We start from the raw sequence: 25,759 nt of genomic DNA, 5'->3' as shown, positions 1-25,759 counted from the left end.
TTATTTGCCTTTCACAATCAAATTTGTAGTAAAAAATACATTAAAAAGAATGTGTATATTGAAAGGTTTAGCCGAGGTATGTGCGGCTTTTTATCGCTAAGAGCGTGTTTTTGTTTTCTTATTGATATTTGATCTTATTAAAGAGCAGTATGACCCACGATTATCACGACTTGATCCAACTTTTTAACCAAACCTTTCTTGCCTCTTTCAATACTGAGCTGGTGCGTGGCGGGGATGAACCTATTTACTTACCTGCGGATGCGGCGCACCCGCATCACCGCGTGATCTTTGCCCGCGGATTTTTTGCCTCTGCCTTACACGAAATTGCACACTGGACCATTGCCGGTGAGCAGCGCCGTCAATGGGAAGACTATGGCTATTGGTATCATCCGGATGGCCGTGACGCTGACACGCAAGCGGCCTTCGAGGCGGTCGAAGTGAAGCCGCAAGCGATTGAATGGATCCTCTCTGCAAGCTGTGGGTTTCGCTTTCAAGTGAGCTGCGACAATTTAAGTGGTGTTGAGCCCGATCGCCACGCGTTTACTGATAAAGTTCGGCAACAAGTCGTACAATATGTCTCGGATGCATCGACAAGCGCCGCTTTGCCCGTGCGCGCCAAGCAGTTTTCTGATACCTTGCGAGACTTTTATGGTGTTGCACCGTTGACGCCAGATACCTTTACGTTGCCAAGCCAAGGTTAAAAAGATGAAAGTTCAAGACTACGAAGCACGCATTCTAGCGTTAATCGATGAGATGGTAGAAACCGCCTCAGACGATGAATTGTTTGCCAGTGGCTATTTACGTGGCCACGTTTCTTTAGCGGCAGCGGACTGTGAGTTGGAAGGCGTTGATGAGGTGCCAGCATTGAAAGCGCGCGTCGATGCCAGTCTCAATGACAATGCCAGTGAGCTGTCACCCGGCGACCAACGTCTCGTCGGAGCGCTGTGGGATCTATTGCAGCAGCAAGTGGAAAAAGACGCGTAACGTGCTGTTTTAAGTGGAACATTAAGCGGTATCACAAACGATACGTCTTGGAAAAAGAAAGCCATCGCCTCGACGATGGCTTTTTTGTTGACCTTATCCGAAGGGCTACAGTGCTTTACCTTTTAGCAGCTTACGAACCCACATTCGCCCTGGATGCAGAGTGTCTAGGACCGACTGAGGTAAAGGTAAAGGCTCGTCACACAGCTGTGCTGCTAGCACTTCTGCCGCCAATGGCGCTGAGGTGAGGCCGCGAGAGCCGAGCCCCAGTAAGCAAAATAATCCTGGGTAAACGGGAACGGCGTCCGCCTTTTCTTTGTCTTTTTGCAAGGTTTGGTAGGTGGAAACCAAGGCGTTGTAATCACAGACGTTGCCCACAAAGGGTAAATGGTCGCGACTGGCGCAGCGCACCCCAACGCGTCCTTCTTCCGCCAGTGGCACCGCGCGTGCCCACTCAGTGTCGATACAATCGGTTAAGCGTTGTTGATTTTCTAGCTGATCGGCAGCTTGGAACGCTAAGTCAGCATTATTGCGACGATAGCTGGCGCCTAGACAATGTTCCTCCCCCTGATTAGCCGGTGTTAAATAGCCCTCGAAACACAATACAGTGTTGAGCTTACTGAGTTCGGTATTGGTGGGCACATGGCTGACTTGACCGCGCACGGGGTAAACCGGAATAGGCTGTGTTTGGCTGAAGCTATCTGCTTGGTGGCCATTGGCGATCACCACATTTTGATGACAAACCTGACCCATGCTGGTATCGAGTGTCCAACCATTGTCCGATTGCGTCAGCGCATTCACATGACAACCAAAATAAGCATCAAGCTGCCCGCTGGCTATCGCTGCATCAATCACGCCCGCGGTAAACTGTTGCGGGCTCATCCAGCCGCCAAGCGGATAAAACACGCCGGCATGTCCGGTTTCTAAACCGACTTTCTCGCTCACGCCATCGACATTTAACGGTGTGACCAATGCTTCAGGAAAGGCACCATCGACCATCTTAGCGAGCTTAGCGGCACTTTTTTCGTCGTAGCCGAGTTGCGTGACGCCACACCAGTCGTGTTCAAATGGGATACCTCGCGTGCGTTGCTGATCGATAAATTGGCGAGAAAACAAAAAGGCGGGGGCAAAAAACTGGCTTAAATTATCGTTATTGCCATTTAAAAGCGGATAAATGGCGCCTTGATGGTTCCCAGATGCGCCAGCCGCAGGGCGCGGGTCTTGGCAATACAGCGTGACTTGCTTGCCCCGTTGTAGCAATGCGGTGATTAAGGCGGCACTGGCAATGCCACCGCCAATAATGGCGATGTCGTCCGCTGTTGAGGCGGGGGTGCGTGCATACCAAGGTGAGTAGCTTGCAGCGGCTTGGCGAGCAGGTAATGTGCCTGACAACATGTCGCGTTTGAAGCCGAAGCCTTTTACTTTTTTCATCTCAAAACCGGCCTCGATAAGGCCACGGCGCACAAATCCCGCCGCTGTGAAGGTGGCGCAGGTACATTGCTCGCGCGCAAGTCGTGCCATGCCATTAAACAAGGCTTGATTCCACATCTCTGGGTTTTTGCTTGGGGCAAAGCCGTCTAAATACCAAGCATCCACGATCCCTTCAGGGCCCGTTGGCACTTGTGGTAACCAATCTTTAATATCACCAAACCACAAATCGAGTGTAATCTGACCTTGAGCCAAGACGATACGTTGACAACCCGCGAGCGGGACGGGGTAATAGGCACGTAATTGCTCAGCATAGCTTGCCAGCTCTGGCCAAGCTTGATGTGCACGGGCTAGATCCTCTACTGTCAGGGGGTACTTCTCAAAACTGATAAAGTGAAGCTGGGTCACAGGTGCATTTGGATGGGTTTGACGGAACTGCTCGAAAGCTGCCCAAGTAGCCAGAAAGTTGAGCCCAGTGCCAAAGCCGGTTTCCGCAATCACAAACCGGGACGATGTGGCGGTTTGCCAACGTGCGGGAAGTTGGTTTTGTTCGATGAACACATAGCGGGTCTCGGCCAAACCGTCGTGATTGGAAAAGTAGACGTCATCAAATTGTTCCGCGACGGGGGTGCCCGTATCATTCCAGCTGATTTTTGCGTGGTCGATCGAGGGAGTGCTCACAAATGCCTCTTACACAGGAAAGGAAAAAGCAAATTGTACTGGCTCTAAGGAAAGCTGACCACTTATCAGCTTTAAAAACGCTATCATCCACTGCGAAATTAACGTCTAGGAAAGAATCATGAAACGAGCTGTCATTACAGGCATGGGGATTGTTTCCAGTATTGGTAACAACGTCAAAGAAGTGCTGGAGTCGCTCAAAGCGGGAAAATCTGGCATTAACTTTTCTCAGCAGTTTGCAGATATGAAGCTGCGCAGCAATGTTTGGGGTGATCTCAAACTCAACCCCGCCGACCATATTGATCGCAAAAGAATGCGCTTTATGGGTGACGCGGCGGGTTTTGCCTACCTAGCGATGGAACAGGCAATCGAAGACTCGGGCTTAGCCCGTGAGCAGGTTTCTAACCCACGAACTGGTTTAGTTGCCGGGTCGGGGGGCGCGTCATCCGTTAACCAAGTTACCGCCGTTGATACATTGCGCGAGAAAGGGGTTAAACGTGTTGGCCCTTACATGGTGCCGCGCACCATGTCATCAACTGTTTCAGCGTGTTTGGCGACTCCGTTCCAAATCAAAGGGGTGAACTACACCATGAGCTCTGCATGTGCGACTTCGGCACATTGTATTGGCCATGCCCTAGAGCTGATTCAACTGGGTAAACAAGATGTGGTGTTTGCCGGTGGCGGTGAAGAGTTGGATTGGTCGCTTACCATGATGTTTGACGCGATGGGAGCCCTTTCAACCAAATACAATGATGATCCGCAAAAGGCATCACGCACCTATGACGCGGACCGGGACGGTTTCGTCATTTCAGGTGGCGGCGGCATGCTGGTCGTGGAAGAGCTGGAGCATGCGTTGGCGCGTGGTGCGACCATCTACGGTGAAATTGTCGGTTACGGTGCAACGTCTGACGGGTATGACATGGTGGCACCGTCGGGTGAAGGCGCTGTGCGCTGTATGAATATGGCGATGCAAGATGTGGATGGCGAGGTTGATTACATCAATACGCATGGTACATCAACGCCTGTGGGTGATGTGAAAGAGCTAGGCGCAATTCAAGAAGTGTTTGGCGGTAAGAGCCCAGCCATTTCTGCGACTAAGTCAATGACAGGTCACGCGCTCGGTGCTGCTGGTGTGCACGAAGCCATCTATTCAACCTTGATGCTTGAACAAGGCTTTGTCGCGCCAAGTATCAATGTGGAGAACTTGGATCCCGCGGCTGAAGGGTTAGATATTGTGACCCAACCGCGAGAGCAAGCACTGACGCGCGTGATGTCGAACAGCTTTGGGTTCGGTGGTACCAACGCCACCTTGGTGATTGAAAAGTATCGCGGCTGATCCCGCGCCTGTTTCCAGGTTTGCAGAGAGACTCTGCCATCAGACACGGATCATTATCGTTGAGAGCCGTTAATGGTCTTTTCAGGTCCTGGATTTACCCGGCTTCGGCCGGGTTTTTTTATGCCTGAGGCCACCCGGTAAGCGGGGTAACCCGCTCAGCTGAAGGGTGTTTTCTTACCGTGAGACAGATACAATAACCTTCTCGCATTTAGCATCCGATAAGCGATGCACCGACTCACATAGGACGTTGAACGTGAAAATTGTCGTAGACGAAAACATGCCTTATGCCCAAACCTTGTTTAGTCAATTGGGTGAGGTGGTTGCATTACCCGGGCGCGCAATCCGTGCCGCGGATTTAATCGATGCTGATGCATTAATGGTGAGAAGCGTCACGCAAGTGAACCATGCGCTGATTGACGGTGCCACCCGTCTGCGTTTTGTCGGTTCAGCCACCGCTGGTGAAGATCATCTTGATTTTAACGCCTTGCACGCACAAGGCATCCATGGCACGGCAGCGCCAGGTTGTAATAAGGTTGGGGTCGCGGAGTATGTGATCAGTGCTTTATTGGTATTGGCACAACAGCAAGGGTTTAAATTGACCGACCGCACAGTCGGTATTATTGGCGTGGGTCATGTGGGGGACTACTTGGCTGCGCGGCTTGCGGCACTTGGGATTAAAACCTTACTTTGCGACCCACCTCGTCAGGCTCGAGAGAACCTTGCTGACATGGTGGACATTGACACTCTGATCGCAAAATCGGACGTGGTCACTTTCCATACGCCTTTGACCACGACTGGTGAGCACCCCACTTACCACCTCATGAATCAAGCTCGGCTAGAGGCGCTTGCGTCAGGCAGCATTTTGATAAATGCTGCGCGTGGCCCGATTGTTGACAACCACGCACTTAAAGCGCGGTTAGCACGAGGCGACATTGATGCGGTCTTGGATGTTTATGAACATGAGCCCGAGGTCGACCTTGCCCTTATGGACCAGCTCACGTTTGCCACTCCTCATATTGCAGGCTATGGTCTGGAAGGAAAAGCCCGTGGTACCACCATGGTCTTTAACGCACTGTGTGAACACCTTGACCTGCCTCATCGTGTGCATGCCAGTGAGCTGCTGCCCACGGCGCCGATTCCACAGGTTGCCTTGGCACAGCCGTGGCAACAAAGCGATCTGATGGCACTGACCCAATTGGTCTACGATATTCGCCGAGATGACAGTGATTTTCGTCGTGCCATGCATACCGCAGGTGATGACAAACAGGCTCAGCGTACAGCCTTTGACCAATTGCGAAAAAATTACTGGGATCGACGCGAGTACAGTGCGATCACGGTAGCCGGACAGGCTGATTTCGGGTTACAGTCGCTGGCTAAGCTGGGCTTTAGTATTGAGGAGCATGCATGACACAAGCATTTGACGTTGCCATTTTGGGCGCAACCGGTGCGGTAGGGCGCACCATGATCGAGATTTTAGAAGAGCGCGATTTTCCCATTGGCACGCTACACCTCCTCGCCAGTGAGCGAAGTGCAGGTGAAACCATTAGCTTCAAAGGTGAGAGCTTGCGTGTGCAAAATGTCGACAAGTTTGATTGGACACAGGTTCAGCTTGGCTTGTTCTCGGCGGGCGCACAGGCTTCTGCGCACTGGGCGCCGATTGCAGCAGATGCGGGGGTCGTCGTTATCGATAACACGTCGCAGTTCCGCTATGACTTCGATGTACCCTTGGTGGTGCCTGAGGTGAACGCCGCCGCGATTGGTGACTTTCGTAACCGTAATATTATTGCTAACCCAAATTGCTCGACGATTCAGATGCTGGTGGCATTAAAACCTATTTACGATGCCGTCGGTATCGAACGCTTAAATGTATCTACCTACCAATCGGTTTCTGGGTCAGGGAAAGCAGGCGTCGATGAGCTTGCCGGACAGACGGTTAAATTGCTTAACAGCCAAGATGCGGAGCCTGCGTTATACAGCAAGCAAATTGCTTTTAATTGTTTGCCCCAGATTGATCAGTTTATGGAAAATGGCTACACCAAAGAAGAAATGAAAATGGTGTGGGAAACCCAGAAAATTCTTGCCGATGAGATGATAGGGGTTAACCCTACTTGTGTGAGAGTGCCCGTGTTTTACGGTCATGCTGAAGCTGTGCACCTTGAGTGCCGTCAACCGATTGACGCGACGGAAGCGGTGGCGATCTTGAGTCAGCATGAACATATCGAGGTCTTTGAAGGGGAAGACTATCCCACCCAGGTGAAAGAAGGCACTGGCTCAGATAAAGTGCTCGTCGGGCGTATTCGCAATGATATCAGCCACCCCAATGGACTTAACCTCTGGGTGGTGGCAGACAATGTGCGTAAAGGCGCAGCGACGAACTCAGTGCAAATTGCTGAAGTACTGGTTCGCGATTACCTTTAATCAACAAGCCTATGATCCGTAAAAGAGCGTGATAGCCCGCCCATCACCATACTAGGTTGATTGATACCCCATCCGTTGATGGGGTATTTTTTTAGGCATTAAATTTGCAAAGATGGACGATACGCGACGTGTGACGATGCTATCATCGAGTCAAAACTGAGGCAGAGCGCCCACAGTTTGATCGCGCAACACACTTTTATATCACCAAACTACAGTTTTTAGCATGGCTTCCGATATAGTTAGATATTTAGTGAGGCCATTTTTGCCATAAGGGAGTGCGGGTGTGTCCAACGCACAGCAAAGTGAACAGTCTTCTTCTCAAACTCGATTGACCAAAACCCCGCATCGCGTTAAGCGGCATCTCATTGCCGTCGCAGGGGTATTGGCGGTTGCGCTTGTCAGTGTTTCAACGGTGCCGGTCGAAGCGGCAATACGCATTCTTGGTCCGCAAGATGAAATGGCGGCCGAAACCGCCTCGCCCCAACCGACGCCAGCGGTTGCATCGGCACAACAATATGGCCCAACTGGGGCCAACGAAACCTTGTGGTCGATTGCGACTCAAATGCGTCCTAATACGCAAGTAAGTGTGTATCAGACGCTCGGTGCGATTTTTCGTCTTAATACCGACGCATTCACCAACAACAATATTCATAGCTTGCAGCCGGGTAGCACCTTAGTGATGCCGACGCTGACGCAAATTGAGCGAGAAAGCACCCAGGACGTGATCAATCGGCTTGAAATTGATGAAGCGCGTAAGCAAGCCCAAAATACCACGCCCCTGAGCGAACAGGTTGAGCAACCGAGCCCACAACCACAGTCAGCACAAGCCGATAATAACCAAGCTGCGCAGACCCAACCAGCACCAAATAGCGAAGACGCGTCAGACGCCCAACCTAGTGGTGAAAGCTCGACAGCGAGCGCCCCAGAGCCACAAGTGGTACAAAACCTACAGTCTCAGCTGCAAGCCTCTGATCAAGAGATGACTCGCCTGGTTGAGAGCAATCATGTGCTCAAGGTCCGTCTGTCTGAAGTGCAGCACGAGTTGAGCGCGTTAAAAGAACAGGTAAGTGGTGATGCCGAGCTTAATAAAGAGATCCGAGCATTTTTAGAAACCCAGCGTCAGCAACAGGTGGCAAAGGATACTCAACCCCCATCCGCGGTTGAGTCTTTACTTGATAGCCCATTATTGCTTGCCATGTTGGCCATCATTCCTGGGGCCTTGATTGCAGGCGCGATATTCTTCTTCCTCGCACGTCGTAGAAAGCAAGAGGAAGACGCGGAAGAGCCTGCGGCGCTGGATCATGATGATATGGACGATATGCCTGTGGTCATGGTGCCCGATCCGGATGACGATGAAGGCGATGTTGACGATCCGCAAGATGACGATGAGCTAGAGATCACCGATGACGATAAGGGATACGAGGATGTCGCGTTTGGCGATGATACCGACCTGGACGATCTGGATCTTGATGACGAACTCGATGACATGGCTGGCAATGAATCGAGTGTCGCGCCCACCAGCGATGATGCTATCGGTCTTGAAGACATGGAGCGCGCGCTGGATGAACTGGCAGATGCGCCGCCGGCTGATACGGAAAGCGCCGCCGATGACACATCATCCGATGATGACAGCGAATTAGAAACGGGCGAGGCAGAGCAACCTGAAGAGGAAATGAGTGCTGATGAAGCACTTGCCGCAGAGTGGGCCAAAGCGCTCGAAGAAGGCAATGACAGTGATGTCGACGATATCGATGCCTTGTTGGCAGGCGAAACGGGTGAAGACACGACTGCCGATGAGGTCTCCGCTGCTGATGAGCCTGAGGACGAAAATACCGAGACCAAAGAACAGGCTTCACAAGAGAACGAAGACAATGACGAGCAAGCGCCTAATGACGCCTTGTTTGACTCGGTGCTGGACGATGAGCCTGAGCTGGATTTAAGCCAAGATATTGACTTATCAGATGATGATAACGATGACGATGCCGTTTCTCTTGATAACACGACAGAGTTGCTTGATGAACTTGTCGGTGATGAAGAAGACGAGGACAGCTGGCTAAATGAAGGGGATGATACCGAGGACGAATTCGATGAAAGTAGTGATGCATTACTGGATGAAGTCTTAGACAAAGATGATGATCCTCATCTAGAAGATTCTGACGCTTTACTAGAAGAAGTGTTGGGGGATGACGATGAACCAGACCCACTCGCTGACGAGGACGATCCGGCACTGTGGGGAGAAGAAGATGACAGTGATCCGAACGAAGCGGAGCTCGAGCAACTTCTTTACGCGTCGGATGAGCAAGCAGAAGAAACACCTACAAGTGATCAAGGCTCAGAGACGCGCGTCGAGCAAGACAACGATGCCGACGACGAGCCGCAAGCAGAGTTAAATGAAGAYGACGCWCYRGCGGACGAGCCAGCTGAGCCAGAGGCTACTSGCGAGGCAGATGAAACGGCTGACGAGGACRCTGAYGACGAGCCGCAARCAGAGYTAAACGAAGACGACGCAGTGGCGGACGAGCCAGCTGCACCAGAAGCGACTAGCGAGGCAGATGAAACGGCTGACGAGGACGCTGACGACGAACCGCAAGCCGAGTTAAACGAAGACGACGCACCGGCGGACGAATCGGGCACGCCAGAAGTTAGCGGCGAGGAAGATGAAACGACTGACGAGGACGCTGACGACGAACCGCAAGCCGAGTTAAACGAAGACGACGCACCGGCGGACGAATCGGCCGCGTCAGAAGCGTCTAGCGAGGCAGATGAAGCGGCTGACGAGGACACTGACGACGAGCTGCAAGCCGAGTTAAACGAAGACGACGCACCGGCGGACGAATCGGCCGTGCCAGAAGCGACTAGCGAGGAAGATGAAACGGCTGACGATGACGCTGACGACGAACCGCAAGCCGAGTTAAATGAGGACGATGCACCGGCGGACGAGCCAGCTGCGCCAGAAGCTACTCGCGAGGCAGATGAAACGGCTGACGACGACCCGCAAGCCGAGTTAAACGAAGACGACGCACCGGCGGACGAGCCAGCTGCGCCAGAAGCTACCGGCGAGGCAGATGAAGCGACTGACGAGGGCGCTGACGACGAGCTGCAAGCCGAGTTAAACGAAGACGACGCAACGGCGGACGAATCGGCCGCGCCAGAAGCTACCGGCGAGGYAGATGAAACGGCTGACGAKGACRCTGAYGACGARCCGCAARCAGAGTTAAACGAAGACGATGCTCTAGCGGACGAGCYAGCTGAGCCAGAGGCTACTSGCGAGGCAGATCAGAGCCAGAGCCAGAGCCAGAGCCAGAGCCAGAGCCAGAGCCAGAGCCAGAGCCAGAGCCAGAGCCAGAGCCAGAGCCAAGCAATGAGCGTGACTATGAGTTTGACTCCTTCTCACTTGATGAGTTGGGCGAGTTTGGCGAGGATGACGCACTAAGCGCTGCGCTTGAAGAGCAGCGCGAGCTAGAATCTTATTTAGATGAGCAGCAAGAGGGTGACGCCGCCAAGGAAACGGAAACGCCTGAGCGTGATGAGCGAGATATCAGTGATCTCGACGATGACGATCACCAAGTGGGTGGCTTAAACATGGAGGCACTGCTCTCCGAGTCAGACGATGACACGCCACTGGATCTTTCCTCACTGTCCGATGAAGAAGCGGCAGTGTGGCAGGCTGATAATGAACCTGAGCCTGAAGCAGAGAGTGAAGACTGGAGTCAGCAACCCGCAATAGATCCTGCCTCACTGGAAACCTTTGAACTCGAAGAAGCCTTAGACGAGGATCTACTGGGTGAGGGGGAAGCAGAAAGTGAGCTGATTGGTGAAGAGCAAGAAGAAGATGACTACATCAGCATTGAAGAGCTTATGCGAGATGATGGTTCTACGCCAGATATCGATCCTGATAAAGCGGAAATGAACCTGAATGTGGGTTTAGATGAGTTTCCTGATGTGTTAGAAGATATTAGTGCCATTGATGTGGACGGTGATACTGCAAGTACTGAAGCATCAACGAATCTTGACCTCGCCAAAGCGTATTTGGAAATGAACGATGTCGATGGGGCGATTTCTTTGCTTGAAAAAGTGATGCAATCGGGCAACAAGACCTTGCAGCAAGAAGCGCGTCAGTTGTTAGAACAGCTGAGGTAGTGAAAAAAACAGGTAGCGAGAGCTGCCTGTTTCTTTATGACGGCAGTGATGGCGAAGCACGCGCTTTTAACCTGCAACTCGAAGGCTTTATGGGTATAATGCGGCGCCTTATAGACGAGTAACGAGAAGGCAGGGCATGAGATTCGCGTTAGGCATTGAGTATGATGGTGCTCAGTTTTACGGTTGGCAGAGGCAACGAGAAGTCACCAGTGTGCAGGAACACCTCGAGCGTGCTTTATCGACGGTTGCCAATCACCCTGTCGCCGTACAGTGTGCGGGACGTACCGACTCTGGCGTGCATGGAACAGGACAGGTGGTGCACTTTGACACTGACAATCAACGTCCTTTAAAAGCTTGGACGATGGGTGTCAATGCGAATTTGCCGGATCCGATTGCAGTGCGATGGGCTAAGCCCGTGACAGACGAGTTTCATGCCCGTTTTAGTGCCACTGCGCGACGCTATCGTTATGTGATTTATAATCATCCCTTGCGCCCGGCGATCTTAGCCAAGGGAGTCAGTCACTATCACGCTGAACTTGATGAAACCTTAATGCACCGAGCCGGTCAGTATCTACTTGGGGAGAATGATTTTTCCTCATTCCGTGCCGCTCAGTGTCAATCGAAATCCCCTTGGCGGAATTTGATGCATTTATCGGTCAACCGTCAAGGGCGCTTTATCGTGATTGATATTAAAGCCAATGCGTTTGTGCATCATATGGTGCGCAACATCGTGGGGAGTTTAATGGCGGTCGGTCGTCAAGAGCAGCCTCCTGAGTGGGTGGCTTGGCTGCTGGCACAAAAAGATCGAACCCAGGCTGCTGCGACCGCGAAAGCTGAAGGCTTGTATTTGGTTGAGGTGGACTACCCCGAAACATTTGGGTTGCCTCGCTCACCCATTGGCCCCTTGTTTTTGCCGGATTAGGTGATTGTGTCGGCAAGTACGCTGTACGCATACAGCACGGAGACAGAATAGGTAGTACCAGTTTTTTATCCCAAGTCTGACGGACTTGTGATTTAATTCGGTCTAATTTGTTACGAATCCAAGATAGCTGTCCGTTCGCGAGAGCTATCACTAAGTAAAGGTTGTCCATGAGCTGGCTAGAAAAAATATTAACCAAAAGTAATATTGGTTCATCACGCAAGGCGTCGATTCCAGAAGGTGTGTGGACCAAGTGTACGTCGTGTGATCAAGTCCTCTATCACGCTGATGTCGAGCGTAACTTGGAAGTATGTCCAAAGTGTGAACACCATATGCGCATGCCAGCACGCCGCCGGCTCGACGTGTTTTTGGATAAAGACGGGCGTGAAGAGATTGCCAGTGAGCTTGAACCTAAAGATGTGTTGAAGTTTCGCGATTCGAAAAAGTACAAAGATCGCTTAGTGTCGGCGCAAAAAGCGAGTGGTGAAAAAGACGCCCTTGTGGTCATGAAAGGCAGCGTGTTTGATGTACCCGTGGTGGCCTGTGCCTTTGAATTTAAATTCATGGGCGGCTCGATGGGGGCCGTTGTGGGCGCTCGCTTTGTGAAAGCGGTGGATGCTGCGATCGAAAACAACTGCGGTTTGGTGTGTTTTTCTGCCAGTGGCGGTGCGCGTATGCAGGAAGCGCTAATGTCACTGATGCAAATGGCAAAAACAAGTGCCGCATTGGAACGCCTTTCTCGCCACAACCTGCCGTTTATCTCGGTATTAACTGATCCGACATACGGTGGTGTGACGGCAAGTTTTGCCATGTTAGGTGATATCAATGTGGCCGAGCCTAAAGCGATTATCGGTTTCGCGGGGCGCCGAGTCATTGAACAGACCGTGCGTGAGAACCTCCCTGAAGATTTCCAAACCAGTGAGTTCTTGCTTGAGCATGGCGCGATTGACATGATTGTCGACCGCCGAGAAATGCGTCAACGCTTGGCGGGGCTGCTTGCCAAATTGAATAATATTCACTCACCGCTTGTGGTCGATGTAGAGCAAGACAAGCCTGATCTTGAGCCCGAAGCGGCACCGCCTTCTCAAGACCAATAATTGACCGTGTCCCACGGCGCTATCCTTGGTATCATTTGCCCATCATGGAGTAACTGACCAAGTCAATGTCTGAACTACAACATCCAACAGCCACGTCCTCTTTAACGACGTGGCTGTCTTATCTCGAAAGTATCCATACCAGTGCCATCGATCTTGGCCTTGAACGCGTCGCCGCTGTGGCTGATCGCGCGCAACTGACTAAGCCTGCGCCGATAGTGATTACCGTCGCGGGAACCAATGGTAAGGGCACAACCTGTGCGCTGCTGGAATCAATTTTGCAGCATGCGGGTTATCGCACAGGTGTCTATAGCTCCCCGCATCTCATTCACTATAATGAGCGAGTACGCATTGATGGCAAATGGCTCGACGATGCTGCGCACAGTAAAGCGTTCGCGACGATTGAAAAAGTGCGTGGTGAGACTAGCCTGAGCTTTTTCGAGTTCGGCACCTTGGCTGCATTGCAGCTGTTCAAGCAGCACGCATTGGACGTCGTGATTTTAGAAGTTGGCCTTGGTGGACGCCTTGATGCTACCAATGTGGTTGAGCATGACGTATCGGTGATCACCAGCCTTGCGCTCGACCACTGTGATTGGTTAGGTGATGATATTAACCAAATCGGCTACGAAAAAGCAGGTATCTTCCGAGCGGATAAACCTGCTGTTTGCGGTCAGCCTTCTCCACCGGCGAGCGTGGCTGCACACGCTGACAGTATTGGCGCCGAGCTACACCAGCTGGGTTATCAATATCACTATACGCTCACTGATGATACCTGGTGTTGGGCGGCAGGGGCGTTTGAACTGACTGCGTTGCCTATCCCTGCAATACCATTACAAAATGCCGCCACTGCATTGATGGCTTTGGGCGTTGCCGATTTGGAGATTGCAGACACGCACATCTCTGACGGGTTAGCCTCGGTGTCGGTACCGGGGCGAATGCAGGTTGTCGCCAAGGCGCCTTACACTGTGTTTGACGTTGCTCATAATCCGCACGCGGCCGCTTATTTGGCAGAGAAGTTGGCTGAGTGCAAAGCGGAACGCGGCGGGCACGTGCATGCGGTGGTGGCCATGTTATCCGATAAAGACATGGCGGGTACCTTAGCCTGCCTGGACGGTATCGTGGATCACTGGTATCCCGCATCGTTATCTGTGCCCCGAGGCGCCCCCGCCGACAGCTTGCCTGTATCGGCATCACAACAGTTTACGTCACCCAGCGAGGCCTATCAGCAGGCGTTAAAACACGCTGAACCTGCGCGAGACTGTGTGGTCGTATTTGGGTCGTTTCATACCGTTGGACAGGTAATGAGCGAGCTTAACTAAAACGGAGTCATTGTGGCCAGTAAGTTACAAAAAAGAATCGTTGGTACCTTGGTGTTGGTGTCTATCGGTGTGATAGTGCTGCCAGATGTGCTTGATGGCAAAAAAGAGCATTATCAAGAGAGCTATGAGAGTATCCCGCTACGGGATGATTTTGACAGTGAGGTGAGCCAAACACCGATTCAAGCACCACAAGTGGTTGAGGTCGAGGCGCCAGACACCAAGGTTAAAGAGCATCAAACAAACGCAACGGACAGCGAGCCTGCGTCTAAACCGGTGTCTAGTGAAACAGCCTCTTCGTCAGTCAGTGACCAAAAAGGGGCGTGGATGATCCGGCTCGGTACCTTTCGCAACCAAGACAACGCACGACGTTTGGTCAAACAATTACGCGAAAAAGGTTACCAAGCACATATCTTACCCAAAGACATTCAGCCAGATGACTTAGCCAAGGTGGTCGTAGGGCCTCACGTCTCCAAATCGGCGCTAGAATCGCAACTGACTGATTTGCAATCTTTGACAGGATTGAAGGGTCAATTGCGTAAATTTGACCCACTCACCCAATAAGAAAACGTTTGCGTGAGCATTTTTTCTGTTAGAATGCGCACGTCTCGAGCAAGTGAATACGATGAATTGGATTGATTACCTCATTATTGGCGTCATTGGTTTTTCGGCGCTAGTTAGTGTGATTCGAGGCTTTGTTAAAGAAGCATTGTCATTGGTGATATGGTTTGGTGCGTTTTTTATCGCCAGTCAGTTTTATACGCAACTGGCGGTTTACCTGACCAATATCGAAGATGCCGTTATTCGTAATGGTAGCGCAATAGCCTTGTTGTTCATTGCCACCTTAATTGTGGGGGCGGTGGTCAATTATGTGATTGCTCAGTTGGTAGAGAAAACCGGGTTGTCTGGTACCGATAGGGTGCTGGGTATGGTGTTTGGGAGTGTGCGTGGTGTACTCATTATTGCCGCGATGCTCTTCTTTTTGGATGCCTTTACGTCGGTGGCTCACACCCAAGCATGGGGGCGGTCGCAACTTATTCCTAACTTTGCGGTAGTGATTGAATGGTTTTTCCACTATCTCGAGAACAGTTCCAGTTTCTTACCTGAGATCGCCGGATCTTAGGATGATATTCGCGTAACAAGGAATCGCTGACATGTGTGGTATTGTTGGAATCGTTGGTAACACCCCGGTCAATCAGTCCATTTATGATGCACTGACGGTGCTACAACACCGGGGACAGGATGCAGCCGGGATTGTCACTATTGACGACAATCGTTTCCGGCTTAGAAAAGCCAATGGCCTCGTAAAGGATGTGTTTCAACTTAAGCATATGCAGCGCTTACAAGGCCAAGTTGGCATTGGGCATGTGCGTTATCCAACCGCGGGGAGTTCGAGTGCGTCAGAAGCGCAGCCTTTTTATGTGAATTCTCCTTACGGTATTACCCTGGCGCACAATGGCAACCTCACCAACGCGCAAGACTTGCGTCAGTCGCTATTCGAGAAAGATCGTCGCCACCTTAATACCACCTCTGATTCTGAAATCCTTCTTAACGTCCTTGCCCACCAGTTATCAACCGCGACATCGCATCCATTAACGGTTGACGATATGTTTGCCGCGGTGGCGTCAGTGCATCGACAAGTGTCGGGGGCTTATGCGGTCGTGGCCATGGTCATTGGTCACGGTGTGATAGCGTTTCGTGATCCTAAGGGCATTCGGCCACTCTGTTTAGGTAAACGTGATACGGAGGCCGGCACTGAATACATGGTGGCGTCGGAGACAGTGGCGTTGGATGCGGTCGGGTTTGATTTTGTCCGTGATGTGGCACCCGGTGAAGCTATCTATATCACGCTTGATGGACAACTGCATACCAGTCAATGTGCGGATGCGCCGAGTTTAAACCCCTGCATCTTTGAATTTGTCTACTTCTCTCGCCCGGACTCCTTTATAGATAAGGTTTCCGTATACGGTGCACGCATCCGTATGGGACAAAAACTGGGGGCTAAAATCCAACGAGAGTGGGATGATGTTGATATTGATGTAGTGATCCCCATTCCGGAGACCTCCTGTGACATCGCCTTGGAGATTGCCCAAGTGCTCGGTAAGCCTTACCGCCAAGGCTTTGTCAAAAACCGTTATGTCGGTCGGACCTTTATTATGCCCGGGCAACAAATGCGTCGGAAATCGGTGCGCCGTAAACTCAATGCTATTCGTTCTGAATTTAAAGACAAACGCGTTCTGTTAGTCGATGATTCGATAGTCCGCGGCACCACCTCGGAGCAAATTATTGAAATGGCGCGCGAGGCCGGGGCAAAAGAAGTGTATATGGCATCAGCCGCCCCCGAAGTGCGTTTTCCTAACGTCTATGGCATCGACATGCCCAGCGTTAACGAGCTGATCGCCCATGGTCGTGAAGTCGATGAAATTGGTCAATTGATTGGTGCGGACGGCTTGGTCTACCAAGATCTTTCTGACTTGGTGGCAGCGGTTGGCGAAGCGAACCCGGCTATTGAGCGCTTTGAGACGTCCGTATTCAGCGGTGAATACGTCACTCAGGATGTCGATCAAGCTTACCTCGAGTATATACAAAGCTTGCGGAACGACGATGCGAAAACGGTACGCGAGCAGCAGCAAGAGCTGGCTAACTTAGAGATACATAACGAGGATTAATTGAAAACGCCGCGATATCTATCGCGGCGTTTTTCAGTGTTAGCCCGTTGAGTGTATGTCGATTAATGGGTAAAGACTGGGCCCATGCCGACATTCCAAAGGATGACAGAGGCAGCAAGGATCGCGACCAGCAGTACTAACCCGCAAGTGACGACAGAGCTCGCATAGATAAAGCCTCTCTCTTCAGGGATCTCCATCAATATCGGTACCCCCGTGTAGAGGAGGTAGACAGAGTAGGCAATGCCAATCAAGCCGACGATCATCACAAACCACACCACCGGGTAGAGCGTGGCCAGTCCTACCATAAAAATGGGCGTCGCGGTATAGGCCGCCAGTTCAAGACACTGAGTGTAAGTTGGGGCAGAGCCAAACGTGCGACTCATCCACAATGTGAGATAGGCCAACGCGGCCACACCACCCAATAACGCAAGATACATGGCACTGGCGATGAACAGTGCGCTTTGTGGGGTCATAAAGATGGGATCCCCTGCGCCGATCTGCCAGCCAATGTGGACGCTCGCGTAATAGGCACAAACAGGCGGGATTAACGCAAGTAACAACGCGTGACCAATGCTGTTTGAGGCGGCCTCGTGGCGCTCGCCAATCGCTTTCCATTCCTTTTTGGGATGGGTATATAACCCCAATAAATGACTTAATATCATAGTAACCCCGCTCGTTATTCCCTCAGTGAAGTCAGGTGCAACGGTCGGCGCACGACGCCTCAAGTAAAACGTCTTCTCTGCTGGCGTGCGGAGACAGATGCCGTATACACTCTCCTTTAATAAGGAATAGTTGTTGGTGTCTCAATTGGCAAGTTTTCCTCCCGACAAAAAATCGCCTTGCTGCGCTTTTCTGACTGGCTCGATATTTAGACAATACCGATATACATTCTTGTGATAGACATCATGTATTAATTGTTATAAGTCTTACTTTTAATACAGAGTAGCGTACTCTTATAGTGTCATTGATTTTCAAGCCTTTTTTATGCTGCCGATAAATGGCTTTGACGATTCACCTGCTTGAATGCTAAGAAAATTATTATTTTAAACAGCTGTTTATAGAGCGCTACTGAATTAAATCTCATTAGCGGTCACAGGTGTGTCTGAATTCAACTACGATTAGTGCAGTGAGAATGAAAACAGCCGCTGCTTTGCAGTCCTGGAGGAGAGCGTCGTGTTGCATAATAAAGAGATCTTAATCGTTGAAGATGATCCCGTCTTCAGTCGGATGATTGCGTCTTTTCTCGAAAGAGAAGGAGCGGCAGTACGTGAGGTTGAAAATGGTTTAGAAGGGTTGCAAGCGCTAAGACAGTCGATTCCTGACCTATTGATCAGTGACCTGTCGATGCCAGTGATGACAGGCTTAGAATTCGTTGAGGAGGTGAGCCTTGAATATCCAATGCTACCTATGATCGTGATCTCTGGCACTGGGGGGATGGCTGACGTCGCCCAAGCGCTTCGCTTTGGGGTGAAAGACTTTCTGATCAAACCGATTGAAGATATTAATGTGGTTAAAAAAGCCATCGAGGCGGTGGTTGATGATGCGAACGACGATGTTCACGCCAGCGATGATTTTAGTCAGCAATGGTTTAAAGTGAGCGAGGATACGGATCGCGGGGCATCAGAGACAGAGCTCAAGTGGCACCTTGATGCCTTACGCCATAACCCAGGCAGCGCACGTGAGTTATTAATGGGGCTGATGCCAGAGCCCGATTCGCAACAAGGTGCTTGGCGTCTTTCTTACCACTCACTGCAATCGGCAGATGCCAACCCCATTGTATTGGATTATGCGTGGTTGATGGGCGGAAAAATGGCCTTTTATGTGGTCGACTCTGCCTCCGCAGAGGAAGACGGCACCGCGACCACCTTGATGATCCGTGCGTTTTTTAATGATTTTGTCCGCTCAGGTGATGTCAATGAAAGGGGATTTCTCACCTTGGTAAAACGGATCGAGGATGCGATTCGAGCCTCAGCCTACACATCGCCGGTTCGTGCGATGTTCGGTGTATTAAACACCACCGATAATCAGCTTGATATTTTACCGGCGGGGATAAAAGCCACGGTCGATAGCTGTGGAGCGACAAGCCTTGTTCACAGTGATCATTGGTTGGGGCGCGATGCGTTCTCGAGCCAATTTCAAAGCGTCGATCTTCAATCCGGTGATGCGCGTGTGTCGCTGAATGAAGTTGGCTTGAACAGTTTTAGCGTCGATATTCAAAAAATCGCCTAACGATTCAGCGGTACCATGTCGAATCGTTAACCCTAAGCAAAGGTGAGTGGCTTTGATTAGCGCTCGCCTTTGTTGCTGTGTGGGCCTAACATCCGTATACTCTCGTCGCTCTGGACAGGCTGCCACTGTCGATAGACATCAGGGACAGAACGACATGAAACATTGGTATTTACTTTATTGTAAGCGCGCGGAACAGCAACGCGCAGAGCAAAATTTGAAGCGCCAAGGCGTTGATTGTTACTACCCGACCGTGACGGTGGAAAAGTTGCGTCGAGGCAAGTGTCAGCAAGTTGAAGAGCCACTCTTCCCCAACTATGTGTTTGCCCGCTTTGATCCCGACCTTGTGCAGTATACAAGTGTTCGCTCCACGCGTGGTGTGGTTGATTTCGTTCGCCAAGGTGCGTACCCGGTCAAGGTCGACTTGGCGTTGATCCAACAGCTGATGACGATGGAAGATTGTGACGAACAACGTGACGCACTCTACCAAGGCTTCAAGCCTGGACAGTCGGTGATGATTGAGCAGGGGCAGTTTGCTGGAACGGAAGCGATCTTCAAAGAAAAAGACGGCGAGAAACGCTGCATTTTGCTGATAAATATACTTAGCAAGCAAACTGAACTTTGTATCAATAACTCCGATATCAGCGCCTCCAGTTAACACGCTCTCCCGGTTTGGCTGCTACACTCATCAAGGTATAGCTTTGAATGAGGGAGGCAGTCGTTGGAGTCGGTGCTTATCGTTGAAGACAGCCGGTCGTTTCGCATGCTGGCTGAACAACAGGTGAGAAAAGCGGGTTTTGCCACTGTGACCTGTACCTGCCTAGCAGAAACGAGGGATGTGCTAGATCACCACACAACCTTTCTCTGTGCGATCCTCGACTATAATTTGCCGGATGCTCACCACGGCGAAGTCATCGATATCTGTTTAGCCGTCGGGCTTAAAGTGGTTGTCCTCACCGCCTCGCAAACAGAGAAAACGCGTGATGAGATACTATCAAAGCCCGTTATCGATTATATCCCCAAAGACAGCAGTCATTGTATTGATGCGGTTTGCCGACTCGTTAAGCGATTGGCTGACAATCAAGGACACCGTGTGCTGGTGGTTGATGACTCTGCCTCGATACGTAAACGCATCTCTGCGTTGTTAGCGCGTCAGTATCTAACCGTATTGGAAGCTGAAAATGGTGAGCAGGCACTTGACGTGCTGGAAAAAACGCCAGATATATCACTGATTATCACTGATTACGAAATGCCGAAAATGGATGGCCTTCAGCTTGTGTATGCGCTTCGTAAGAAAGATGCCGAGTGCTCACAGGCGATCATAGGCTTGTCTGGACATAATGATAGTGCGCTAACGGCACGTTTTCTCAAAGCAGGGGCGAACGATTATCTGCCCAAGCCGTTTAATCAGGAAGAGTTCTTCTGCCGCGTGCATAGCTGTTTGAATGCGATTGATACCGAATGGCGGTTATTTCTCTTGGCGAATACAGATTTTCTCACGCAGCTTTGGAATCGACGCTATTTTTTTGAGCGGGGTGACCAGCTTGCAAATGAAGCGCGTAAGCATTTGGCGATTATTGATATTGATTGCTTTAAACGTATCAATGATGACTTTGGTCATCATATCGGTGACGATGTGTTGGTTGAGGTCGCGCAAATGCTGGCAGACGCCTTTCCGGAAGACACGGTCGCCCGATTGGGAGGAGAAGAGTTTTGTGTATTATCGCTTCGTGATTTGACGGTATTTCAGCAATCGCTAGACTCTTATCGCCAATCAGTCGCCGAACGCCCCGTACGGGTGTCAGATCAGACGCTGAAAGTAACGGTGAGCATTGGCGTGGACTCTCAAGCGGCCTCGCTCTCACGCCTTTTACATATGGCAGATCAAGCCTTGTATCAGGCAAAAGCATCTGGCCGGAATCAAATGGTGGTGCATCAAGGGTAAATGTCTATTTTGTCTAAAAAGTGACACGAAATAACGCATAAAGTGTGCGTTCGGTTGTTGGTGTTGCGTCAAATATCTGCGAGATGTGTGTCATTGTTGAGAAATTTGCGCAATTTCTGTCTACACGCACTCAATTGCCCTTACCCTGTACCGCTTCTTGCCCCGTTGCGTGCATTGTCGCGCAAAATTAACGTGAAGACGTGGTGCGTTGCAGATGGAATATAAAGTGTTGGTTGTGGAAGATAGTCGACCTTTCAGGCGGTTACTTGAAGCCGAGATACGAAAGGCCGGATACATCCCATGCATAGCAAACTCAATCGAACAAGCAGAGACGATCCTCAACCAAGAGACCGACTTTCTTTGTGCTATCCTCGACTACTGCCTGCCTGATGGGCAGGACGGTGAAATCATTGACGTATGTTTGTCGTTGGACATAAAAGTGATTGTACTCACTGCGATGATGGATGCTCGGACTCGGGAACGTGTGCTAGCCAAAACCGTGATTGATTACATCCCCAAAGATAGTCCCTCGTGCGTGTCATCGATAGCGCCATTACTCAACCGCCTGGAAAAGAACCATCAGCACCATGTGCTAGTTGTGGATGATTCGCTGACGGCACGTCGCTACGTGCGCAGCTTATTAGAGCGGCAATACCTCAATGTCCTTGAGGCCCAAAATGGTCAAGAGGCATTGGCTATGGTGCGGCGCGATAAGCGAATTTCTTTGGTGATTACCGATTACACCATGCCAGAAATGGATGGAGTGAGTGTGGTTAAGGCATTACGCAAACTGAAAACAGACGGCCAATTGGCGATTATAGGCTTATCGGGTGAGGAAGATCCCAGCTTAACGGCGCGGTTTTTAAAAGCGGGTGCGAATGACTTTTTGGCCAAACCGTTTAACCAAGAGGAATTTTATTGTCGCTTGCACAGCACACTGAATGCGCTCGATACCGAGCGTCGCCTATTCAATATGGCCAATACGGATTATTTAACCCAAGTGTGGAATCGACGTTACTTTTTCGAGCACCCTCACACACGCTCACACAAGGGACCGAGGAGTTTGGCGCTGGTCGACGTCGATCATTTTAAAAAGATCAATGATCAATTTGGGCATCATATCGGCGATATTACGCTGATTGAGCTGGCAAAGATGATGAAACGCTATTTTCCGGAGGACATGGTCGCTCGCTTCGGTGGGGAGGAATTCTGTATCCTCTACGGCAATGACGAGCAGAGCTTTGTGCGCCGGCTTGAGGCGATGCGAGAAGAATTGGAAAAGACCGTTTGGTCACCCTATGATAAGGCGTTTTCAATCACCATCAGTATAGGGATGGTCCATGCCGATGCCCGTATTGATGAACTTGTTCAGCGCGCAGATAGGTGTTTGTACCAAGCCAAGGCAGGGGGACGAAATCAGCTCATCCAAGATGGACAAACGGATTTAGTATCCTGAAAAAAAAGAGGGCCAGTTTGACCCTCTCTCATGCTAGTGACCATCGTGGTATTGCTCACAGGCCATGAGCGTATTTTCAATCAAGGTCGCGACAGTCATAGGGCCCACGCCACCTGGGACTGGGGTAATATGGCTAGCCTTTTCATAGGCGAGCTCATATTCGATGTCGCCGATAAGCTTGCCGTTTTCCATGCGGTTAATGCCCACATCAATCACAATGGCGCCGGGCTTGATCCAATCGCCAGGAATAAACTTAGGCTTACCGACCGCCACAACCAGCACATCGGCTTGTCGAACATGGGCTTCTAAATCCTGGGTAAACCGGTGGCACGTTGTGGTTGTACAGCCCGCCAATAGCAGTTCTAACGTCATCGGGCGGCCAACAATATTGGAGGCACCCACGATCACCGCATGTTTACCACGAAGAGGGACATTGTAGCGGTCTAGGAGGGTAATAATCCCTTTTGGTGTGCAAGAACGCAGGGTTGGCATGCGTTGACACAAGCGACCGACATTGTAGGGATGAAACCCATCGACATCTTTGTCTGGGCGGATGCGCTCCAATACGGACGTGGCATCAATTCCTGCGGGTAAGGGCAGTTGGACGAGAATGCCATCAATACTGTCATCCGCATTTAAGGTGTCAATGAGTGAGAGTAACTCTTGTTGAGAGCACGAAGCCGGGAGGTCGTAAGACCTTGACACAAAACCGACTTCATCGCAGACACGACGTTTACTGCCAACATAAACCTGGGAGGCAGGATCGTCTCCGACCAGAATTACCGCCAATCCGGGGGCTCTACGTCCCGCTTGAGTGCGAGCGGAAACGCGGGCGGCAACCTCTCGACGCACGGTTTGCGCGATCAGCTTTCCATCAATGAGTTGTGCGGCCATAACTATCCTTCGGCTAAAGCAATGTTGGCAATAGTGTGACAAAAAACGCACCTAAAAGCTATTACGCAAACGTTTGCTAATGCAGTTTAATGAGGGGGAAGGCAAAAAAAGCACTCAGCCGATCATGCTCGCACGATGCTTGACGAAACTGAAACACGAAAAGCATCAATTTCGCGTTCTCGCCTCACCGCGTCGCATGAATACATAGCCAGTAAATGATGTGGTTTTGAGCAACCACGTCAAGATTTTAGGGAAAAGCGTTGACGACGCCTAACGTCGCTTTATAATCCACGCTGCGTAAAGACAGTGCGCCCTTAGCTCAGTTGGATAGAGCAACGGCCTTCTAAGCCGTGGGTCACAGGTTCGAATCCTGTAGGGCGCGCCATTCTGCTTTTTTCCCTGTTTGTCTCACCGAACTGCTCTGAAAATAACCAAACACACATAAAACCGTAAAAAGTGTGATCCCACGCGGTTGAATTGTGAGATATCACCCCAATTTTGATATTGAAACGCCATCGGTCGCCCCTTGTCTCGACTCAGTTGACGGGTGCCGCTATAATAGCGCGTCTTAATTTTCAGTCTCGGATGAGATAGCTCGATACGCCATTTGCGTGTATCCGGATTCGCAGGGGCTATGACGGATTCATAGCTCAGATGATGCCACCAGTAAAACTGGTAAACATCACTCAGTACCCCTGAGTAAATTTGAGGTTAAATTTATAATGCAAGTTACCGTTGAAACCACCGAAGGCCTTAAGCGCCAAATGACCATCACAGTGCCTGCTGCCAACATCGATGACGCAGTCACTAAAGAGCTACGCAATATCGCTAAGAATCGTCGTTTTGATGGTTTCCGTAAAGGTAAAGTTCCATTGAAGATGGTGTCACGCATGTACGGTGACACAGTACGCCAAGACGTGCTGGGCGAAGTGATGCAGCGTCACTTCATCGAAGCCATGATTCAAGAAAAAGTGAACCCAGCAGGGGCGCCAAGCTTTACACCCGTTGAAAACGAAGCGGGTAAAGATTTGGTCTTTAAAGCTGACTTTGAAGTGTACCCAGAGGTTGAGCTTCAAGGCCTAGATGCTATCAGCGTTGAGAAGCCAAAAGCAGACGTTCAAGAAAGTGATGTGGACGAGATGCTTGATACCCTGCGCAAGCAACAAGCGAGCTGGGTTGAAGCAGAGGGTGAAGCGAAAGAAAACAGCCGTGTCACCTTGGATTTTGTTGGTACCATCGACGGTGAAGAGTTTGAAGGCGGTAAAGCTGAAGGCTTCCAACTAGAAATGGGCCAAGGTCGTATGATCCCAGGCTTTGAAGACGGCCTAGTGGGTAAAAAAGCGGGTGAAGAATTCACTATCGATGTGAACTTCCCAGACGACTACCACGCTGAGAACCTAAAAGGTAAAGCGGCGCAGTTTGCGATTAAACTGCACAAGGTGGAAGAGCAAGAGCTGCCTGAGCTGACAGAAGAGTTCGTACAGCGCTTTGGTATTGCCGATGGCAGCGTAGAAGGCCTGAAAGCGGAAGTGCGTAAAAACATGGATCGCGAGCTCAAGCAAGCGATCAAGAACAAGGTGAAAGAGCAGGTACTTGACGGCTTGGTTGAGCAAAACCAAATCGACGTACCGTCTGCGCTGATTGAGCAAGAAATTGGCACCTTGCGTCAGCAAGCGGCACAACGCTTTGGCGGCAACATGGATAGCGCTTCTCAGCTACCACGTGAGCTGTTCGAAGAGCAAGCTAAACGCCGTGTAAGCGTCGGTCTTCTGCTTGGGGAAGTGATCAAGTCAGAAGAGCTTGAAGCTGATGATGAGCGTGTTAAAGCACTGATCGAAGAAATGGCATCTGCGTATGAAGATCCATCAGAAGTTGTCGCTTACTACGAGAAAGACGAGAAGCTGATGGAAAACATGCGCAACGTCGCGCTAGAAGAGCAAGCGATTGATGCGCTACTGGCAAAAGCCACTGTCACCGAAGCTGAAGTCGGCTTTAGTGACTTGATGAACGCTTCTCAGCAAGCTTAATCAAGGTTAAAAAACGTTTGTGTCGCATTGACACTGCGTAAATGGATTTGCTTACAATGGCCCTAATGACTTGTCATTTGGGCCATTTTTTCCATCTACTGAGTCGCTATATTGGCCGCTTAACCGTCAAGAGTGCGAGACGTTTTAGCCATAAAAAACCTCGCTGGATCATTAAGCTGCGTGCATCGATTTAAGATTTTAGTGACCTGTTACAGCGTTTTGTGCTAAACCT

21 protein-coding genes and 1 tRNA gene are annotated in these 25,759 nt (G+C 50.7%); 19 read left to right on the top strand and 3 right to left on the bottom strand.

What is annotated here, in order from left to right:
* Nucleotides 1-149 precede the first annotated feature (149 nt).
* Both BZG72_RS00865 and BZG72_RS00860 read left to right on the top strand, forming a co-directional pair.
* Nucleotides 150-701: an elongation factor P hydroxylase gene (locus tag BZG72_RS00865; RefSeq protein ID WP_077578031.1), complete on the top strand. Its 552-nt coding sequence runs from the start codon at nt 150-152 to the stop codon at nt 699-701.
* A 4-nt stretch (nt 702-705) separates the two neighbouring features.
* Nucleotides 706-984: a YfcL family protein gene (locus BZG72_RS00860; protein ID WP_046074901.1), complete on the top strand. Its 279-nt coding sequence runs from the start codon at nt 706-708 to the stop codon at nt 982-984.
* A gap of 105 nt (nt 985-1,089) precedes the next feature.
* Here the strand turns inward: BZG72_RS00860 and mnmC are convergent, their stop codons facing one another.
* Nucleotides 1,090-3,090 carry a bifunctional tRNA (5-methylaminomethyl-2-thiouridine)(34)-methyltransferase MnmD/FAD-dependent 5-carboxymethylaminomethyl-2-thiouridine(34) oxidoreductase MnmC gene (mnmC, locus tag BZG72_RS00855; RefSeq protein WP_077665880.1) on the bottom strand — a complete coding sequence of 667 codons (2,001 nt, stop codon included), beginning with the start codon at nt 3,088-3,090 and terminating at the stop codon, nt 1,090-1,092.
* A gap of 118 nt (nt 3,091-3,208) precedes the next feature.
* On the opposite strand from mnmC, the gene fabB reads away from it, so the two are divergent.
* The 11 genes from fabB (at nt 3,209) to purF (ending at nt 16,979) form a co-directional block, all read left to right on the top strand.
* Nucleotides 3,209-4,423, top strand: a complete 1,215-nt coding sequence (gene fabB / locus BZG72_RS00850; RefSeq protein ID WP_077665879.1) for a beta-ketoacyl-ACP synthase I — start codon at nt 3,209-3,211, stop codon at nt 4,421-4,423.
* 253 nt (nt 4,424-4,676) lie between these two features.
* Nucleotides 4,677-5,831, top strand: coding sequence for a 4-phosphoerythronate dehydrogenase (locus BZG72_RS00845; RefSeq protein ID WP_046074898.1), 1,155 nt, complete (start codon nt 4,677-4,679; stop codon nt 5,829-5,831).
* Nucleotides 5,828-6,841 carry an aspartate-semialdehyde dehydrogenase gene (locus BZG72_RS00840; protein ID WP_046074897.1) on the top strand — a complete coding sequence of 338 codons (1,014 nt, stop codon included), beginning with the start codon at nt 5,828-5,830 and terminating at the stop codon, nt 6,839-6,841. Before BZG72_RS00845 ends, BZG72_RS00840 begins: the two co-directional genes overlap by 4 nt.
* 283 nt (nt 6,842-7,124) lie before the next feature.
* Complete coding sequence (locus tag BZG72_RS16185; RefSeq protein ID WP_077665878.1) at nt 7,125-10,274, top strand: FimV/HubP family polar landmark protein; 3,150 nt, start codon at nt 7,125-7,127, stop codon at nt 10,272-10,274.
* Nucleotides 10,244-10,981 carry a FimV/HubP family polar landmark protein gene (locus BZG72_RS00830; RefSeq protein WP_077638777.1) on the top strand — a complete coding sequence of 246 codons (738 nt, stop codon included), beginning with the start codon at nt 10,244-10,246 and terminating at the stop codon, nt 10,979-10,981. Before BZG72_RS16185 ends, BZG72_RS00830 begins: the two co-directional genes overlap by 31 nt.
* Nucleotides 10,982-11,117: 136 nt before the next feature.
* Nucleotides 11,118-11,903, top strand: a complete 786-nt coding sequence (gene truA / locus BZG72_RS00825) for a tRNA pseudouridine(38-40) synthase TruA (RefSeq protein WP_077638778.1) — start codon at nt 11,118-11,120, stop codon at nt 11,901-11,903.
* A gap of 167 nt (nt 11,904-12,070) precedes the next feature.
* Nucleotides 12,071-12,997: an acetyl-CoA carboxylase, carboxyltransferase subunit beta gene (accD, locus tag BZG72_RS00820; protein WP_046075243.1), complete on the top strand. Its 927-nt coding sequence runs from the start codon at nt 12,071-12,073 to the stop codon at nt 12,995-12,997.
* A gap of 65 nt (nt 12,998-13,062) precedes the next feature.
* The gene (gene folC / locus BZG72_RS00815; protein WP_077665877.1) at nt 13,063-14,313 is read left to right on the top strand and encodes a bifunctional tetrahydrofolate synthase/dihydrofolate synthase; all 1,251 of its coding nucleotides are present in this window, start codon (nt 13,063-13,065) and stop codon (nt 14,311-14,313) included.
* 12 nt (nt 14,314-14,325) lie between these two features.
* Nucleotides 14,326-14,874 (top strand): SPOR domain-containing protein, encoded by a 549-nt coding sequence (locus BZG72_RS00810; protein WP_077665876.1) that lies wholly within the window; start codon nt 14,326-14,328, stop codon nt 14,872-14,874.
* Nucleotides 14,875-14,935: 61 nt separating this feature from the next.
* A complete protein-coding gene (locus BZG72_RS00805; protein WP_046075246.1) occupies nt 14,936-15,433 on the top strand; it encodes a CvpA family protein in 498 nt (165 codons plus the stop codon).
* Nucleotides 15,434-15,464: 31 nt separating this feature from the next.
* Nucleotides 15,465-16,979: an amidophosphoribosyltransferase gene (gene purF / locus BZG72_RS00800; RefSeq protein ID WP_046075247.1), complete on the top strand. Its 1,515-nt coding sequence runs from the start codon at nt 15,465-15,467 to the stop codon at nt 16,977-16,979.
* A 62-nt stretch (nt 16,980-17,041) separates the two neighbouring features.
* Here the strand turns inward: purF and BZG72_RS00795 are convergent, their stop codons facing one another.
* Nucleotides 17,042-17,641 carry a Yip1 family protein gene (locus BZG72_RS00795; RefSeq protein ID WP_046075248.1) on the bottom strand — a complete coding sequence of 200 codons (600 nt, stop codon included), beginning with the start codon at nt 17,639-17,641 and terminating at the stop codon, nt 17,042-17,044.
* Nucleotides 17,642-18,152: 511 nt separating this feature from the next.
* On the opposite strand from BZG72_RS00795, the gene BZG72_RS00790 reads away from it, so the two are divergent.
* From BZG72_RS00790 to BZG72_RS00775, 4 genes are all read left to right on the top strand, one after another.
* Entirely contained in the window at nt 18,153-19,208 is a 1,056-nt protein-coding gene (locus BZG72_RS00790; RefSeq protein WP_077665875.1) for a response regulator, read from the top strand.
* Between the two features lie 154 nt (nt 19,209-19,362).
* Nucleotides 19,363-19,863 carry a transcription/translation regulatory transformer protein RfaH gene (gene rfaH, locus BZG72_RS00785; RefSeq protein WP_077665874.1) on the top strand — a complete coding sequence of 167 codons (501 nt, stop codon included), beginning with the start codon at nt 19,363-19,365 and terminating at the stop codon, nt 19,861-19,863.
* A 72-nt stretch (nt 19,864-19,935) separates the two neighbouring features.
* Entirely contained in the window at nt 19,936-21,150 is a 1,215-nt protein-coding gene (locus BZG72_RS00780; RefSeq protein ID WP_241832503.1) for a GGDEF domain-containing response regulator, read from the top strand.
* Between the two features lie 214 nt (nt 21,151-21,364).
* Nucleotides 21,365-22,606, top strand: coding sequence for a response regulator (locus tag BZG72_RS00775; RefSeq protein ID WP_046075251.1), 1,242 nt, complete (start codon nt 21,365-21,367; stop codon nt 22,604-22,606).
* A 33-nt stretch (nt 22,607-22,639) separates the two neighbouring features.
* Here BZG72_RS00775 and folD read toward each other — a convergent pair whose 3' ends face one another.
* Nucleotides 22,640-23,500 (bottom strand): bifunctional methylenetetrahydrofolate dehydrogenase/methenyltetrahydrofolate cyclohydrolase FolD, encoded by an 861-nt coding sequence (gene folD / locus BZG72_RS00770; protein WP_046075252.1) that lies wholly within the window; start codon nt 23,498-23,500, stop codon nt 22,640-22,642.
* 308 nt (nt 23,501-23,808) lie between these two features.
* On the opposite strand from folD, the gene BZG72_RS00765 reads away from it, so the two are divergent.
* A tRNA-Arg gene (locus tag BZG72_RS00765) sits at nt 23,809-23,885 on the top strand.
* Between the two features lie 337 nt (nt 23,886-24,222).
* The gene (gene tig / locus BZG72_RS00760) at nt 24,223-25,527 is read left to right on the top strand and encodes a trigger factor (protein ID WP_046075253.1); all 1,305 of its coding nucleotides are present in this window, start codon (nt 24,223-24,225) and stop codon (nt 25,525-25,527) included.
* Nucleotides 25,528-25,759: the final 232 nt, after the last annotated feature.

The sequence above is a fragment of the Salinivibrio sp. PR6 genome (assembly GCF_001995955.1).
In the GTDB taxonomy this organism is placed as follows: domain Bacteria; phylum Pseudomonadota; class Gammaproteobacteria; order Enterobacterales; family Vibrionaceae; genus Salinivibrio; species Salinivibrio siamensis.
The sequence above is the reverse complement of the archived record's forward strand: the minus strand, read 5'-3'. Positions and strand labels throughout refer to the sequence as shown.